Raw genomic sequence first — 16,681 nt, 5'->3', positions numbered from 1 at the left:
CAATCAGGAAGGAACGACTACTCGTGGTCTCCCGCCAGTCGGAGTCAGCTGCTGTGTTCGGGCCTGAGCGGTTTCGAGCATCGGAGTCGGGTCGTGCCGGGACGGTGGGGCGTTCGCTGCTCGCTGTTGCGGTGCTGTTGCTCGTGGTTGTCGGTGTGCCGGTTGCGATGCTTACGCTTGCGGGGGTTCCGCCTATTCCTGAGAGCGTGTCTTTGTCCATGGTTACTCGGGCGGTGTCGGTTGAGGTTGTGCTAGGCGTGCTCGTGTGGGTGGTGTGGCTGGCGTGGTTCCAGTTCACTGTGTGCACGGTGGTTGAGCTGGTTTCGGCGGTGCGTGGACGGGGTGTGCCTGGTCATGTGCCGGTGTCGGGCGGGGTGCAGGTGGTGGTGCGTCGTCTGGTTATCGCTGCGCTGCTGATCTTCTCGGCGTCGGGCCCGGCGGTCGCTGCTCCGGCGACTGCGGCGGCGCCCGCTCCTGCTCCTGCGCCCGCGGCGGCGGCGCAGGTCGTGTCTGGTGGCGGCGGGGTGCCGTCGGATACGGGTGCGGCGGATGCGGGCGCGGGTGCAGCGGACGCGGGTGCGGATCAGCAGGATGGAACGGTGGTCGGTCATGTGACGTACAGGCTCGGTGGTGCGGTGATTGATCCACAGGTGGGGGCGCAGTTGGTGGGGCGGCGTGTTTATGTTGTTCAGCCACCGCAGGATCATTATCATGACAATTTGTGGGATATTGCTGAGAGGTCGCTCGGTGAGGGGCGGGACTATCAGCAGATCTATGATCTGAATGCGGGGAGGCTTCAGCCCGACGGGCGGACCCTGGAGCTGGCTCGTTTGATTCAGCCGGGGTGGTATTTGGTTATGCCCGAGTCGGCCACTGATGTGCCTCGCGTCGAGGCGGTGACAACGACCGCTCCGGCTGCTCCCGCTCCTGGTCCTGTCTCTGCCGATCAGTCGAGTGGTCGGCAGCAGGAGCAGGGCGGTCGGCGGATGCCTGATCGTTCTGACGACGTGGGCGATATTCTCCCGGCCGATGTGCCAGCACTCGGTGCGTTGACGGCGGCATCCGTGCTGGCTGTATTGGCGCGGTGGCGGCGTTACGGGTCGTGGGCGGTGCCTGATGCTGGCGCCGGTGAATTGGAGAGGCTGCTGCGGGTGGGGGCCGACCCCGGGCGTATGGCGCGTGTGGATGCGGTGCTGCGGTGGTTGTCGGGTTTGGAGGATCCTCCCGAGTTTTATGCTGTGGGAGTTGATGATGATTCGGTGTCGTTGTTTTTGACCCGTCGGGTTCCGCAGGCTCCGGCACCGTGGCGGGTGCGGGATGGGGGTGCGGTGTGGAATGTGGAGCGAGGGGTGGATATTCAGGTTCCCGATGGTCCTGTTCGTGTAGGGGCGGGACTAGTGACTGTGGGGCGTGATGAGCGCGGAGCCGATGTGCTTATTGACTTGAGCGTGGTTGATGGTGATGTTGTGGTGAGCGGGGCGCCGTCGGTGGCCGCGGAGGTCGTGTCGGCTCTCGCTGTGGAGCTGTGCACGAATCCGTGGTCGGCGCAAGTGCGGGTTGTCGGCGTCGGGTTGCCGCCCGCGCTGAGTGCGGTGTGCGGGGAGCGGTTGGAGGTCGCGTCCGATGTCGCTGCAGCCGTCGGTTCCGGTTCGACCGACGGGCCTGACTCCGGGGAGGCCGGGTCAGCCGGCTCTGGTTCGGCCGACGCCTTCGGCTCGGTCGGTGGAGTTGGTGGTGTGCTGACGGGGCGGAGTGGCCGAGGTGATGTGTGCGTCGTGTTGGCCGCTGGACAGGAAGAGGCTGCGCCGGTGTCGCCGGTCAGGGGCGGGGCGACGCTCGTGCGTGCGGGTGGTGGTGGAGGTCGGTGGCGGATCGAGGTGGATTCGACGGGGTCGGCGCGGGTCGAGCCGTTGGGCGTGGGCGTGCGGGTGACGCGAGCGTCCGAGGCGGATGTGGAGTCGTTGGGCGAATTGTTCGCAGCTGATACGAGTGGGCGCCCGCCGGCGCCCGAGCCGCCGTCGCCGCCGAGTGCGGCGGCATTGCGCAGCGCGCCTGTGCAGGTGCGGGTGCTCGGGTCGGCTGTTGTTTCCGCACCTGGCGTGGCTGAGCCCGAGCGGCTCGGATTGCTGACGGAGGCGGTGGCATGCCTGGCTCTGCACGAAGAGGGTCTGCATCCGCGGGTGCTGGGGTCCATGATCTGGCCGTTGGGCGCGACGGGGGACGTGGTGACGTCCTCGGTTGATCGGCTGCGCGCGTGGCTGGGTCGTGATGAGGCGGGGACGGATCGTGTGCGCGAAGATGAGGAGGGACGGTTGGTGCTCTCCTCGGATGTCGTTGTGGATTGGTCGGTGCTGCGTGGTTTGATCGCTCGGGCGCGACGTGCGCGCGAGCGCGGGGATGATCGTGAGGAATTGCGTTTGCTTCAGGAGGGGTTGAGGCTCGTGCGCGGTCCGGTGTGTCAGGATGCTGAGCCCGGTCGGTACGCGTGGTTGGCCCGGGTGCGCGCGACTCGTGAGTCCGAGGTGCTGGTGGCGGATGCAGCTCATCGTGTGGCGGTTCTACTGGGTGATCATGATCCGGATGGGGCCGGGCGGGCCGTGGAGGTTGGTTTGCGGGTGGTTGAGCTCGACCAGCGGCTGTGGCGTGATGATCTGCGTCTGGCCGCTGCGTGCGGGCGTGACAGGCTCGCTGCTCGTGCAGAGGCGTTGCTCGAGGCTGCGGGAGCTGATGATCTGGCCCAGGTCGATCCTGCGACTGCTGCCCTGGTTGAGGATCTGGCCCCTGGCGCCGGGCTGGGGTCGCGGCGTCGTCCTGCCTGAGGCACGGCCGACGGGAGCCCGAGGAAATTCAGGACGTAAGAAGGGTTATGGAGATAGCGATGGATCTGCTGCTCACCGTGGTTCGTTTCGGGCAGGACGCCGAGTCGGGCGAGGACGTGCTGGTCTCGGCGCCGGAGGAGTCCACGGTCGCCGATCTGGCCCGGAGCCTGGATGAATATCTGGGCCCGGCCAACCGGGCATCGGGTCCCGCCGCCGACGCGGCCGAGAATGGTGCCAGCGCCGCCGGTGCCAGCGCTGCCAGTGCCAGCGCCGCCGGGGATGCTACGGGTGTTGTTGTTGGTTTGCGGGGCGGGGGCGCTCCGGATGTGTGGCGCGGTGAGACGCTGCTGGATTCGGGGGCTCGGTTGGATGAGGGTGTGCTGCGTGATGGGGCTGTCGTGGGCATTGGCGGGCCTGTCGTGGGCATTGGCGGGCCCGTGGTTGGCGGGGCGGAGCCGGGTGGGGTGGTTGAGGTGCGGGTGATCGGTGGCGAGGGGGCTGGATTGGTTCGTCGTTTGGGTCTGGGTGAGTATGTTGTCGGGGGTGATGGGTGTGATGTTGTGCTGCCGGGTGCTGAGAGGGCTTTGGCGCGTGTGATTGTGGAAGTCGATGGGGTGGTGAGTGTGGAGCCGGTGGGCGAGTCGCAGGAGTTGGACGCGCCTGTTCGACCGGTGCGGGCTCATCCCCTGCCCGGGCCGCTTGTTCTTGCTCGGTGCGGTGATGGGGATGAGACCGGGGATAGCGGTGGTCGGTGGTGGCGGCGTTCGCGTCGTGGTCGTGGTGGGGACGTGGTGCTGCCGGCGCATGAGGAGAGGGATCCTGATGAGCGGCGCGGGTTGGTTGAGCTTGAGCGTCGTCGGTTGGTGGAGCGGGTGGTGTGGGAGCCGGGGACGGTGTTGAGTGCGGGGACGAGTTTGTTGGTGGTCGGGTCGGTGCCGGTGGTTGATGCGGTGGTGAGTGCGTCGGGGGATGGGGCGGGTGTGGACTTTAACCGTCCCCCTCGGTTGGCTCGTCCGGGGCGGGCGAGGTCGTTCTCATTGCCGCGTCGGCCTCGTGAGTCACGTGCTCAGGCGTTCTCGTGGTTGGTGCTGGCGGCTCCGGTGGTGATGGGGGTGGTGATGTTCGTTGTGACTCGTCGGGTGGCGTCGTTGCTGTTCGTTCTGTTCTCTCCGGTGATGATGCTGGCTAATCGGCGTACTGGTGCGACTAATCGTAAGCGGGCGCATCGGCGGGCGGTGGCTGATTATGAGCGGGCTAAGCGGGCTGCGGAGGGTGCTGCTTTTGAGGCGTTGGTTCGTGAGCAGGGTCAGCGTCGGGATGAGCAGCCTGATCCGGCTGAGGTGTTGTTGCGGGCCAGCGGTCCGCGGGCCGGGTTGTGGGAGCGGCGTGCGGACGATGAGGACTGGCTCGATATGCGTGTGGGCACGGCTGATGTGCCCAGCCGGGTGGAGTTGGGTGTGCCCGAGCGGGCCTCGTATGAGGAGCCGTTGAGGTGGGCGGTGGCTGATGTGCCCGTCAGTGTGCCTCTGGGCGGGTTGGGGGTTGTCGGTGTGGCCGGGCCGCGGGCTCGTATGACGGCCCGGTGGATGGTCGCTCAGTGCGCGGGCCTGCATTCCCCGGCTGAGTTGGACCTGATGGTTCTGGCTGATCCGGCCGACGCGGTCGGGGCGGGGCGTCGATGGGACTGGGTACGGTGGCTGCCTCACGTGCGTACCGGGGCGGGTGGGGTACGGGTGCGTGCGGGTGTTGATGAGCGTTCGGTGGCTCGTGAGGTGAATCGGATTTTGTCGGTGATCGAGGAGCGGGCCGCGGTCCGTGGTCCGGGTTCGCGGCCCGAGGGGCGGACGATGGTGGTGGTTCTTGACGGGGCCCGGGCTCTGCGGTTGGTTCCCGGCATGGTTCAGGCTCTGCGGCAGGGTCCGCAGGTCGGGATCGTTTTCATTTGCGTTGATCACGACCGGGTGAGTCTGCCCGAGGAGTGCCGGGCCGTGGTCTCGGCCCAGAACCCGTTGGCCCAGGTGTGGGTCGCTGGCGCTGACCCGGTCGAGCAGGTCAGGCTCGATGCCCCGTCGCTTGAATGGGCCGAGCGGATGGCCCGGTGCCTGGCGCCGGTGCGCGACGCTTCCGCTCAGGGGGCCCAGGGCGCGATTCCCCGCGCTTCGCGGCTTTTGGATGTGATGGGCGTGGACGGGCGCCCCGATCCCCGGCTGGTGGCCGGCTGGTGGGCGTCCAGTGGTGGGCGTTCGACTCGCGTGACCGTGGGCGAGGACGCCGAGGGCGCGTTCAGCATCGATCTGCGCGCTGATGGTCCTCATGCTCTGGTCGCGGGCACGACCGGCTCGGGCAAATCCGAGCTCCTCCAGACTCTGATCGCGGGACTATGCGCGGCCAACACCCCTGAGGCCATGACCTTCGTCCTCGTGGACTACAAAGGCGGAGCGGCTTTCAAGGACTGCGCCCACCTGCCCCACACCGTCGGCATGGTCACCGATCTCGACGGGCACCTGACCTCCCGCGCTCTGGACTCCCTAGGAGCCGAACTACGCCGCCGCGAACGCCAACTGGCTCGCGCGGGAGCCAAAGACGTCGACGATTACGCCGCTACCGCCCACGCCGCTACCGATCCTATGCCCCGGCTCGTGCTGATCATCGATGAATTCGCGGCTCTGATCACCGAACTGCCCGATTTCGTCACCGGCCTGGTCGATATTGCTCGACGCGGTCGATCCCTGGGCGTTCATCTCGTTCTGGCCACCCAACGACCGGCCGGCGTCGTCTCAGCCGATATCAGATCCAACACCAACCTGCGCATCGCTTTGCGCGTAACCGATGAATCCGACTCCCAGGACGTGATCGAGGCCCCCGACGCCGCCCACATCCCGCCCGCCCTGCCCGGCCGGGCCTACGCCCGGCTCGGACACGGCCGCCTACTGGCCTTCCAAGCCTCCCGCATCGGAGGACACCGCCCGCACACAATCCACCAGCCCCGCCCCCGCGTCCATCCCCTGCACCTGGCCCTTTTGACCCGCCCCGCGCCCGCCGCCCCCACCAGCACCCAGGACACCAACGCCCCCACCGATCTCGCCGACCTCGTCACCGCCACCACCACCGCCCACCACGACACTCACGGCCCCACCCCCCACCAACCCTGGCTCCCGCCCCTGCCCGACGCCATCACCCTGACCGCCCTCACCACTAACACCACCGACGGCGAGGCCGAGGCCACCGACACTGACGGCGGGGCCGAGGCCGACGGCGAGGCTGACGGTGAGGCTGAGGCCGGCGGCGACACCGGCGGCGACACCGGCGGCGAGGCCAAGGCCGGGGCTCACACCGGCGGCGGGGCCGGGTTCTTGCCGCCGCTGATCATCGGTTTGGAGGACATCCCCTCCGAACAGGCCCAGCGGCCCATGACCTGGGACTACACGCGCACCGGCCACCTGGGCATAGCCGGCGCCCCCCGCACCGGCCGCACCACCTTCCTACGCGCCCTGGCCACCGGCATCGCCACCACCGCCTCCCCCGCCGACGCCCACATCTACGGCATCGACGCCGGCTCGGGCGGCCTGCTGCCCCTGATCAGCCTGCCCCATACCGGCGCCATCATCACCCGCGACCAATCCGACCGCCTGCGCCGCCTCCTGACCAAACTCACCACCCAGATCACCACCCGCCAGCAAACCCTCGCCGCCGCCGGCCACACCTCCCTGGCCGAACAACGCGCCGCCGCCGACCCCGACGACCGCCTGCCCTACCTCATCCTCCTCATCGACCGCTGGGATGGCCTGACCACCGTCTACGAAACCGTCGACGGCGGCAAAATCCTCGAACAGATCCGCATCCTGCTACGCGAAGGCGCCGCCATGGGGCTGCGCGCCGCCATCACTGGGGACCGCACCACCTTCCGCTCCCACATGGGCATGCTCCTCGAAGACCGCCTCATCTTCCGCATGCCCACCCCCGACTCCTTCGACCTGGTCGGCATGCGCGCCCGCGACGTGCCCGCCACCATGCCTCCCGGCCGCGCCTTCCGCACCGGACCATCCCATCCCCGAGAAGTCCAAACCCCCCTCCTCGACACCACCCCCACCGGCACCGCCCAAACCACCGCCTTCTACCACCACGCCCGCACCGCCACCACCCGCTGGCCCACTCCACCACCACACCGCCAACCACCCCACATCGACGACCTCCCCCTGACCATCACCACCCCCGAAGCTCTCGCCCTGGGCCCCACACCACCACCCGACCACCTCCCCCTGGGCATCGGCGGCGACACCCTCCACATCCACACCACCACCATGGAAGACGCCGGCAACGGCATTCTCATCACCGGCCCCCGCCGCTCCGGACGCTCCACCGCCCTCACCTTCATCCTCCACACCACCCTCGCCCACCACACACCCACCATCCTCATCACCCCCCGCCGCACCCCCCTCACCGACTACGCCCACCACCCCGCCATCACCGCCACCCTCGACACCACCAACACAGCTGACGACCTCACCACCCTCCTGAACAACAACCACAACACCCTCCTCATCATCGACGACCTCGACACCCTCGGCAAAACACACCCCCTGGCCAAAGAAGCGGAAACCTACATGCGCGCCTGCCGCGACCACCCCGGCGGCGTCATTATCACCTGCAACATCGACGAGGCCATGGGCATGGCCTCAGGCCTGTTAGCCTCCGTACGTAAAAACCGCACCGGCCTCATTCTCGCCCCCCGCGACTCCTCCGACGGCCAACTACTCGGCGCCCGCCTTCCCCGATCCATCGGCGCTCCCGTCCCACCCGGACGCGCCATCCTCACCACCCCCACCGGCTGGACCTGGATCCAAATCCCCCGCACACCATCACCCCAACAAAACAAATGAACACAACACTTGAACACGCCCACCGCATCGAATACACTAACCATAACCTCTGAAGGAGAACCCGCCATGACCGACGCAGTCGCATCAGGACCCGACGAAGAGGCCCTCGATACCAGCACGCAGGACGACGCCCCCGCTGACGGTACGGTCGAGGATCACCCCGACTGGGTGGACAATCTCAAACTCAAAGCAATCCGTGATGTCAAAGAACAAATCGAGAAGTCCAGAACATTCCTAGTCGAGGACTGGACGACCTCCACCCAGACGGTTCCCTCGGCCACCGACCCCGACGGCCTCAACCCGACCGTCGTCGTCGGCGGCGCGGGCCCCGACAGCTTCAGGACTGCCCTGGACGAGGAGACATGGAACTCCGACACCGCCGTGGAGTATCAGTACCGGATCAACTCCGCCATCGACTCGATCACCGCTGTGCTCGATGCCCTCGTCGCTGTCGTGACCAGCGCCGAGAACACCCAGAAGCGTGACCCCGGTGAGAAGGTCCCGCCCCACAGCGACGAGGCCAACTGGGGACAGTACTAGGTCAGTATCTCGGCCGTCTGAGAGGGGCCGGCGCAGACCACTGAAACAGCACGCTGACCGACAGGAGGAGTATGTATTTCATCACATTCAATCCCGAACTCGTGCTAGTGCTCATTCGCAATCTGACCGCATACGTCGAGGCTGCTGAGGAGGAGCGCTATAACATTTGTTCATCCAGCGCGGGCGCCCTCGATCCCGTACCCAGCGTCGAAGAAGCCACCCACACCTCGTGTGTTCTCTCTGCTCCCATAATAGGCGCCGCGAGGCAATCGGGAACCCTATCCGGAGATAACACCTACGTCCCCGAGTTGGGATCGGCCATCAGTACCCTCTACGCGGTCATCGACGACCTGAACTACCGGCGTCAGCAGATCCTCGACCTCAACTCCAACGGATTGACCACCACCAATGCCGACGGAACAGTGAACTACTGTCTGCCCGACGGAATCTCCGACACCGCTGACAACATCGAGACCTACAATTTCGAGGTCGCCGCCACCGCCCGAGCCGACGCCGACGCCCTGACCCAGGCCACCACCTCCAACGATGGAAAAACTGACGACGGCCGCACCATCGATGACATTATGGCCTCCATGACGGACAACCAGGGTAATCCCGTCTACGCCAACGCCGTCATCACCGAAATCGGCCCGGAGAACCTGACTAGCCTGCCGATCAACGCCTACAGGCAGCTCAGTTCCAATTATCCGGATGTCAAAGGGCAGAAGGCCGAGGACCTCGCCTCGCAGCTGGGGACGATGCTGGCTAGCGCGTCAAGCATCTGGAACGAGGAGAAGTCCCAGGAGATCGCCGACGCCATCTCCGGGTCGGTTGATGAGGAGAATGAGTATCCCAGGATCTCAGCGTTGAACGCGATTCTTGGCGGTCATGACGACAACGGTGACGGTGTTAGCGACCTGAACTTCAACGACACGTTCCTGGTCGACCTGGCCAACAAACTCGACGACATCGACGCCACGGCGGCCACCCAAGCCGACACCTTCACGATACCGGTCGACCTCGTGTCATGGTTTCAGTATGAGACCTTCACCAAAGGCAAGGACACGAATCTGACCCTGCCCGGCCACTCCCACGATCCCATGACCGGAGTCCTGGATGCCATGGGCGGCAACCCCGGCGCCGCTCTGGGCTACCTGGCGCCAGCCGGCGGCGACGGTTCAGTCGACACTAGTCGTATTGATGACCTGTCGGCCCGCGACTGGGGCAGGGAGGGCCTATCCGGGTTCACTGCGGCCCTGGCAGCCGGATCCTCCTTGCGCGCCAGCGAGGACGACGACCAAGCCGCGCGGGCCACGTCCCTGGCCGGTCATGGCATCCACGACCTGGCCCAGAACACGGACGCCAAGAATTACACCGACGACACCAAATCTCATATCGGAGTCCTTCTGGCCAACTGCCCCAACGAGGTCACGGCTGCCTGGGGGCAGGATATCCATGGTACCGACGCGGAGAATCCGGATGCGTTGATCGATCGTGACGGCACCCAGTTGGGGACGGCCACAACCGGAGACTTGGATACGCTGGCCTATCGGGTGGCGGACTGTGCGAACGCGACGGGCAGTATTGCTGCGGGTATCGCCGCTCATGCCTCGGATCGCTCCGCGAGCGGGGTCGCGTTCAACGAGGGCAGTCCCGATCTGCAGCTCAGCTCGATCAGCGGCGTCTACAGTGATGGGGCGCAGGCGGTATCTCACCTGGTGGGGATCGCTGACTCCCGCGCCAAGGACAAGACTATCAAGGACATCGACGAGACGAAGGAACTGAACGGGAATGCGAAGACGGTGATTTCGGCGTTCACCACGGCGGCGGCCGGCGGGCTATCGGCACTGCCGCCCCCGGCCGGGACCCTAGCGGCGGCGGCAACGGCGACGGGAGGCACACTCCTAGCCCCGGTCGCCGCCGATGCACTGGTCGATGACCCGCAGGCGGCCAGCTCACCGGTGTCCTTGACTCTGACCGACGGCATGCGAGCGGCCGCCGTTCAGGACGCCGCCCAGGCTGGGCTGATCAACCAGGATTCCTACCAGGTCGGTCCCACTACCGATCCCGACAAATCAGATGTTCCGACTGCGGCGGATCGGTATAATTGGATTGTTGATGATGGACAGGGCGGTTACACCATCGACCTGTCCGGCACTCCCGCAGGGGGAATGAGTAGTGTCTCCACCTGGGTGAGCCAAGTCACCGATGAGTCTCGCAAGGATAGCGTCCCGCCGGATGCCAGCCTGAGCACGATCAACGAGAGCATTAAGAATGCGACCGGTCAGGGCTATGCTTCCGGTTCGTCGAGTACGGTTCCTCACAGCGGTGGTGGGGGGAGTAGTAGCGGTGGCGGGGACGATGATGGGTGAGTCTGTGAGTATGCGGGTGGGTCGGGGATTGGCTGCCGTGGTGCTGGCGGTCGTGCTGGTGGTGTGCATGTCGATGTCGGGGTGTGCTCGTGTGCAGCAGTGGCGCCAGGACAGGGCCACGGCCGCTGCGTCCGCCGCGTCCGCGGCGTCCGCTTCGGCGGCTGATGCCGCCGAGGACGAGGATTTGAAGAACTTCGTGACCGACGATGTCAACGTCTGTGACATTATGAGCGCCGGGGACATGGAGGCTATCCTCCAGGGCCAACAACTCAAGCGGATCAGTTTCCATCGCAGCACTCTCGATGACGGCAGGGTCGAGCTCGAATGCCTGATCGATCTCGTTGCGAAGACACCCTACGCCTACTTCCCTGCCGACCAGTTCGACATAAGCTATGGGAGTTCGCCGCGGGAGCGGCCTCTTATCGATGATGTCAACGCTATAGGCAGTGTCAGAAACGTGCGCGAGGTCAGTATCGACGGCATGGAGGGCCAGGGAGTGGCTTTCTTCTCCTTATCTTTACCCTCCTACTACCTGAAGTGGCGCTATCCTGATGGTTATGAGCTCTCCGTGCGCATGATCGGGGGAAATAGACTTCAATGGTCCGATGACCCGACCGATACGATCCTTATTCCCATGCTGAAGGCTGTTGCGGGCACTATCCATGCCGCTGCCTCCGGCCCGCCTGAACAGGAAGCGATCTACCCGCCTAACGGGACCGCCACCGCCTCGCCCACCGGCTGACGATGATAGGCTGAGAGGAGGATTAGTGTTCGAGCCGGGACGGGCCGATGTTCGTGCGAAAGACACCGACCTGATCGACCAGGCGGACCTGGCCAAGGCGGACTCGGACTACGACTGGATCACCCAGGATCCCGACACCGGCAGGTACACGATCGACCTTGATGGAGCGGACGCACAAACCTACCGGGACGTCAAGACTTGGACTGATAGGCAGACTTCGCCGACCTCCACCTCCAATCACACCACTCTCGATGCTCTCACCAAAGATCTGTCAGGTAACTACTCAAGCGGAGATATTAATGGTGAAAGAGATGCGAAGAATTACTAATGGGCGGGGGCTATGAGTAAATCGTCATCGCGAGGTGGGCGTGTGCTGGCGTGTCTGGCCTGTGCGGTGCTGGCCGTCTCGGCCGGCTGCCGCAGCACAAGGGGAGCGGGGACGTCCCCGACCCCTCTGGATGGGGAGGTGTCCGTATGCGGCCTGGCCACGGTGGACCAGATCCAGCAGAACACCGGCCGTCAGATCGAGGAGTTCACCATCAACAACTCATCCCATCGTTCTGGGATATTCGGGTTTGAATGTCAGATCTACATGGTTAGTCAGAGAGGTATCGACACTTTCGCTCTGGAGGTCAGTACGACATTTTCCGATAGCGTCAGAACCGTGCCGGCTGCATCGACTTTTGAGAAGGTGGCCGCCGCTCCGAATGCCGAGCCGGTCACCCTCGACTCGGTGCCGGGGCAGGGGGCGGTCATCCCCGATGACGACGGCCGTGCTGTTCTTGTATGGTCCTACCCTGACACCGATACTGTCGCCACCCTCAAAAGAACCCATCCCAGGCCGCCAGCGGGCCCCAGGTTGTTCCAGGACGTCGCGGATCTGGAGGACCTGTTCACCCTGATCGGGCCGGCCGCTCCCCAGGCCGCCGACGGACCAGAGCAGAGCTGGAGCATGTACCCCACCGACGACCGCAATTCCGCCCCCACACCATGATGGATAACTCATACCCGATGCGCCACCGCGTCCTTCCCGTCTTCGGCCGGCCAGCCGGCGCGAGGCGGGCGCGGGGTGGGCGTGTGCTGGCGTGTCTGGCTTGTGCGGTGCTGACCGTCTCGGCCGGCTGCCGCAGCACAAGGGGAGCGGGGGCGTCCTCGCCCCCCTTGGATGGGGAGGTGTCCGTATGCGGCCTGGCCACGGTGGATCAGATCCAGCAGACCGTCGGCCGTCAGATCGAGGAGTTCGCCATTAACAACAACTCCAGGACCCCGAATAATCTGTTTTTTATGTGCGTTATCAATGTGAGTGATGATGATGGTACCGGCGTCTTCGAGCTGGAGGTCAGTACGACCTCTACCGATAGCGTCAGAAGTGTCCCGGCGGGCTCGACTTTCGAGGATGTGGCCGCCGCTCCGAATGCCGAGCCGGTCACCCTCGACTCGGTGCCGGGGCAGGGGGCGGTCATCCCCGACGACCACAGCCATGCCATTCTCGTATGGTCCTATCCCGACACCGATATCGTCGCCACCCTCAAAAGAACCCACTCCAGGCCGCCGGCGGGCCCCAGGTTGTTCCAGGACGCCGCGGACCTGGAGAACCTGTTCACCCTGATCGGGCCGGCCGCCCCCCAGGCCGCCGACGGACCAACGCAGCACTGGAGCATGTACCCCACCGGGGATCACAACCCCACCCCCACACCATGATGGATAACTCATACCCGATGCGCCACCACGTCCTTCCCGTCTTCAGCCGGCCAGCCGGCGCACGGCCAGCGCGGAGTGGGCGTGTGGTGGCGTGTCTGGCCTGTGCGGTGCTGGCCGTCTCGGCCGGCTGCCGCAGCACGGGCGGAGCGGAGCCCTCTCCGTCCCCGACCCCTCTGGATGGGGAGGTGTCCGTATGCGGCCTGGCCACGGTGGACCAGATCCAGCAGACCACCGGCCGTCAGATCCCCAGCTTCGCCATCAACAACAACCCCGACCCCCCGGACCACGTCTCACTGTGGTGCGCTATCGGCGTGGCCGGCAGCAACGACACCGGGCGTTTCGACCTGAGGGTCACCACGACCTACCCCAGGAACATCGACAGCGTCCCGACGGGCTCGACTTTCGAGGATGTGGCCGCCGCTCCGAAGGCCGAGCCGGTCACCCTCGACTCGGTGCCGGGGCAGGGGGCGGTCATCCCCGACAACCACAGCCATGCCATTCTCGTATGGTCCTACCCCGACACCGATACCGTCGCCACCCTCCGCAGAGTCTATCCGTCCGGAGACAGCCCCGTCTCTTTCACGCAGGACGTCGCGGACCTGGAGGACCTGTTCACCTTGATCGGGCCGGCCGCCCCCCAGGCCGCCGACGGGCCAGCGCAGCGCTGGAGCATGTACCCCACCGACCCCGCCCCCACACCATGATGGATAACTCATACCCGATGCGCCACCACGTCCTTCCCGTCTTCGGCCGGCCGGCGCGGGGCGGGCGCGGGGCGGGCGTGTGGTGTCGGGGACGATGAATGGTTATGAGCTCTCCGTGCGCGTGATCGGAGAAGATAGACTTCAATGGTCCGGTGACCCGACCGATACGGTCCTCATTCCCATGCTGAAAGCTGTTGCGGGCATTATCCATGCGGCCACCTCCGGCCCGCCTGAACAGGAGGCGATCTACCCGCCTAACGGGACCGTCACCGCCTCGCCCATCGGTTGACGACGATAAACGGTGTCCGCCATTATCCCCGCACCCCCATCGCAACCACCGCCCGGATGCCCTCGGATACCCTGCCGGCTTCCTCCGTTCCGGCCGCTGCGGCCCCCGACGCGCAGGACTGACCCGGACGGTACGCGCAGGCGGCACGGAAAGAGCAGATGCGACGCAGTCTCACGGGTTGAAGAACAAGCGGACCACTGATAGGGTCGTCATCGTCCTGATATATACGGCAGCCGTCATGGCGGGCCGTCCCCGTGGGGAGATCGTCCTCCGTGTCGTCTGCGCACCCTGAGACGGAGGTTGTGCATGAAGACTTATCGATCGGCCGTAACAATACTTTTCCTGTCAGCCGCATTGCTCGTAGGATGCTCTTCCGGCGGTGAGAAAACGAACCCGTCGGTTCCCGCCTATACGCCGGGCGCCGACAACAGCGGGGGCACAGCACCGGCGGAAAGCGCACCGGCGGACGACTACTACTACTCCGCAGAAGCGTCAGCCTCCAGCACGTCGGCGACGGACGGACCTCTGACGGCGGAGGGTCTGTCCGACCCGGCAACGGAGTACACGGTTCTGTCAATCCCCGACGACCTCGACGAGCTCCAGCAAGAGGCTCTCCGAACATACATAGCCTACGATCGCGCCACATGGGAGGGGTACAGAACCGAGGACGGGGACCTGAGCGCCGTAGAAGCCACAGCAAGCGGGGACGCGCTGGAGTATTACAAGAAGTCTTACGATGAATACATGTCGGCCGGTCAGCACGCCGAAGGAAGTTTTAACAAGTCTGTCCTACGTGTTGACATGCACGATGAGGATATTCGTCCAATCGCAACGATCACCGCATGCTCGGACTTCCGATCATCCAGGATTGTGGACAGCTCCGGCAACGATGTCTCGAGGGACGATTGGAAAGTGCTAGCGACTTACAGCATAACCCTCGTCCGAAGCGGCGGTACATGGACCGTGACATCTTGGACTAGGAGTGAGCCCGGTAGGCTATGCACGCAATAATGAAGGGTCATCGCATAGTCCGGAACTCCTCGCTCACGATTGCATTCATGTGCCTATCATTATTACTCTCGCCCGTGCGTGCAGATGGCGGTTCCAGCATCTCGTCCGTCAACAAGGCGGATGGCACCTCGACGATCTCCGTCGGTGTATCCTATACCTCCGTTTCCAATGGGGGCGGTGGCGGAGCGGCGACCTCGACCACCGCGACGGGGACCGTCGCACCACTATGCGACTACTCGTCGACGGCGACCGGAGCTGACCTGGCCCATGATATACGGAGACCACCAACCCATCCGGGTGCGCAAGTGCCGAAGGAGAAATATCCCGACTGGGAACAGCATGAGAATGAGCCCGGACAATGGTATTATCTTAATTGTCATGAGAATCGTGCATCAAGCGAGGAAGAATACATTAAGGCCCGCGACGACGCTGAGAGTCGTCCGGCTGTATGGGTTCCCGACGGGGAGGATCCTCCAGCCCCGGAGATCGACGGTGAGACATTGGCGCAGGCGGCATGGGACGCGGTCGACATTCCGACCCCGTCGATCGGGACGAACCCGGCCCTGGGGGACTCGGGTGCCACCGTCGTCGGCCTGGACACGTGGGTGTGGGCCGACGGCGACACACCGGCAACAGTGACCGCCACCGCCACAGCGGGCCCCGTGACGGCGACAGTGACCGCCACCGCCTCCGGACTGTCATTGTCGGCTCCCGACTCCACACCCCACTGCTCGGGTTTCGGCACACCATGGCAGCCCGGCATGGTGGAGGGGTCCAGCGACTGCACCATCGTATTCGGCCGCGCCTCCGCCCACCGGGCAAGCCAGACCACGCCGCTGCGCACATCGGCAACCTACGACGTCTCCTACACCGCCACCGACGGGTCCTCCGGCGCACTCGATCCGGTCACAGTCACATCCACCACCGAGCTGCCCGTCACCGAAATCCAGACCGTCAACGTCCCCACTCCCAACCACTGACCAGCGCCCCTCGCCATTGCCGGCGGGCGCTTCATCGCAGTGACGCCGCGACGACCCATCTCCACGGGTAGTGGTGGGTGGTGCACGGGTAGTGGTGTGGTTGTCCCCATCGGGGTTGCGGGGGTGGGGTGGGTATGGTGATCGGGTCAGTGGGTTCGTGTTGTGGTAGGGGGCTCATTCATGGTTGGTAAATGGTTCAGTGGTTTTTCGTCTCGGTTCTCGTGGCTGGTGTCGTCGATGTCGTCGCGTCGTTCTTTTCTTGCTCTGGCGGTTCTGTCCTCTGCTGGTGCGGTGGGGTGTCGGGGGCGGTCCGGGTCGGGGGTGGGGGATTCTGCGGGTTCTGGGGGTGTGTCGGGGTTGTCTTCGGCTTCTGTTCCGGTGGCGGGCGGTGGTGTTCCGGTGGGGTTTCAGGAGTTGGACGGTCATATGCTGGGGCATCATGTGACGGTGGGTGTTTCCCCGCTGGTGCGTGTTGATGAGGCGACGACGGCCCTGGCCGTGGAGTTCACGCGGGCCGGTGATGATGCGACATTGGCGGACGTGGAGCAGGTCTGGAGCGCGCCCGAGGGCGATGAGCTGACCGTCAGTTCTTACGTGGATCTGCCCTGGTCGACGACTAGCGCCGTGGTGCTGCTTGATCCTA

12 protein-coding genes and 1 pseudogene are annotated in these 16,681 nt (G+C 65.2%); all 13 read left to right on the top strand.

Annotated features, from left to right (window positions below; translation table 11 throughout):
* Positions 1 to 23: 23 nt before the first annotated feature.
* Entirely contained in the window at positions 24 to 2,819 is a 2,796-nt protein-coding gene (locus tag HMPREF9062_RS01185) for a LysM peptidoglycan-binding domain-containing protein (RefSeq protein WP_050795234.1), read from the top strand.
* Between the two features lie 59 nt (positions 2,820 to 2,878).
* Positions 2,879 to 7,699, top strand: coding sequence for an FtsK/SpoIIIE domain-containing protein (locus HMPREF9062_RS13750; protein WP_156790049.1), 4,821 nt, complete (start codon positions 2,879 to 2,881; stop codon positions 7,697 to 7,699).
* Positions 7,700 to 7,765: 66 nt separating this feature from the next.
* Positions 7,766 to 8,239: a hypothetical protein gene (locus HMPREF9062_RS01175; protein ID WP_009409784.1), complete on the top strand. Its 474-nt coding sequence runs from the start codon at positions 7,766 to 7,768 to the stop codon at positions 8,237 to 8,239.
* A 71-nt stretch (positions 8,240 to 8,310) separates the two neighbouring features.
* Positions 8,311 to 10,611 (top strand): DUF6571 family protein, encoded by a 2,301-nt coding sequence (locus HMPREF9062_RS01170; protein ID WP_034253468.1) that lies wholly within the window; start codon positions 8,311 to 8,313, stop codon positions 10,609 to 10,611.
* Between the two features lie 91 nt (positions 10,612 to 10,702).
* Positions 10,703 to 11,353 carry a hypothetical protein gene (locus HMPREF9062_RS01165; protein ID WP_216584400.1) on the top strand — a complete coding sequence of 217 codons (651 nt, stop codon included), beginning with the start codon at positions 10,703 to 10,705 and terminating at the stop codon, positions 11,351 to 11,353.
* Between the two features lie 25 nt (positions 11,354 to 11,378).
* Positions 11,379 to 11,681, top strand: a complete 303-nt coding sequence (locus HMPREF9062_RS01160; RefSeq protein WP_009409781.1) for a hypothetical protein — start codon at positions 11,379 to 11,381, stop codon at positions 11,679 to 11,681.
* A gap of 42 nt (positions 11,682 to 11,723) precedes the next feature.
* The gene (locus tag HMPREF9062_RS01155; protein ID WP_253270626.1) at positions 11,724 to 12,347 is read left to right on the top strand and encodes a hypothetical protein; all 624 of its coding nucleotides are present in this window, start codon (positions 11,724 to 11,726) and stop codon (positions 12,345 to 12,347) included.
* Between the two features lie 179 nt (positions 12,348 to 12,526).
* Positions 12,527 to 13,054, top strand: coding sequence for a hypothetical protein (locus HMPREF9062_RS01150; RefSeq protein WP_034253464.1), 528 nt, complete (start codon positions 12,527 to 12,529; stop codon positions 13,052 to 13,054).
* Between the two features lie 185 nt (positions 13,055 to 13,239).
* Complete coding sequence (locus HMPREF9062_RS01145) at positions 13,240 to 13,758, top strand: hypothetical protein (RefSeq protein ID WP_034253462.1); 519 nt, start codon at positions 13,240 to 13,242, stop codon at positions 13,756 to 13,758.
* Between the two features lie 115 nt (positions 13,759 to 13,873).
* Positions 13,874 to 14,047 carry a hypothetical protein gene (locus HMPREF9062_RS12745; RefSeq protein ID WP_216584399.1) on the top strand — a complete coding sequence of 58 codons (174 nt, stop codon included), beginning with the start codon at positions 13,874 to 13,876 and terminating at the stop codon, positions 14,045 to 14,047.
* A 306-nt stretch (positions 14,048 to 14,353) separates the two neighbouring features.
* On the top strand, positions 14,354 to 15,058 hold the full coding sequence (locus HMPREF9062_RS12740) for a hypothetical protein (protein WP_009409776.1): 705 nt from the start codon (positions 14,354 to 14,356) through the stop codon (positions 15,056 to 15,058).
* 305 nt (positions 15,059 to 15,363) lie between these two features.
* Positions 15,364 to 16,038: a hypothetical protein gene (locus HMPREF9062_RS01140; RefSeq protein WP_253270625.1), complete on the top strand. Its 675-nt coding sequence runs from the start codon at positions 15,364 to 15,366 to the stop codon at positions 16,036 to 16,038.
* 447 nt (positions 16,039 to 16,485) lie between these two features.
* Positions 16,486 to 16,681: pseudogene (locus HMPREF9062_RS13060) on the top strand (OmpA family protein); the annotation flags it as partial.

The sequence above is a fragment of the Actinomyces sp. oral taxon 448 str. F0400 genome, from assembly GCF_000220835.1.
Taxonomy (GTDB): domain Bacteria; phylum Actinomycetota; class Actinomycetes; order Actinomycetales; family Actinomycetaceae; genus Actinomyces.
Note: the sequence above shows the minus strand (reverse complement) of the source record. Positions and strands in the feature narration are given on the sequence as shown.

Coding starts and splice junctions, on each gene's coding strand:
- HMPREF9062_RS01175 (WP_009409784.1), top strand. CDS start 7,766: ATGACCGACGCAGTCGCATCAGGACCCGACGAAGAGGCCCTCGATACC.
- HMPREF9062_RS12740 (WP_009409776.1), top strand. CDS start 14,354: ATGAAGACTTATCGATCGGCCGTAACAATACTTTTCCTGTCAGCCGCA.
- HMPREF9062_RS13750 (WP_156790049.1), top strand. CDS start 2,879: ATGGATCTGCTGCTCACCGTGGTTCGTTTCGGGCAGGACGCCGAGTCG.
- HMPREF9062_RS01170 (WP_034253468.1), top strand. CDS start 8,311: ATGTATTTCATCACATTCAATCCCGAACTCGTGCTAGTGCTCATTCGC.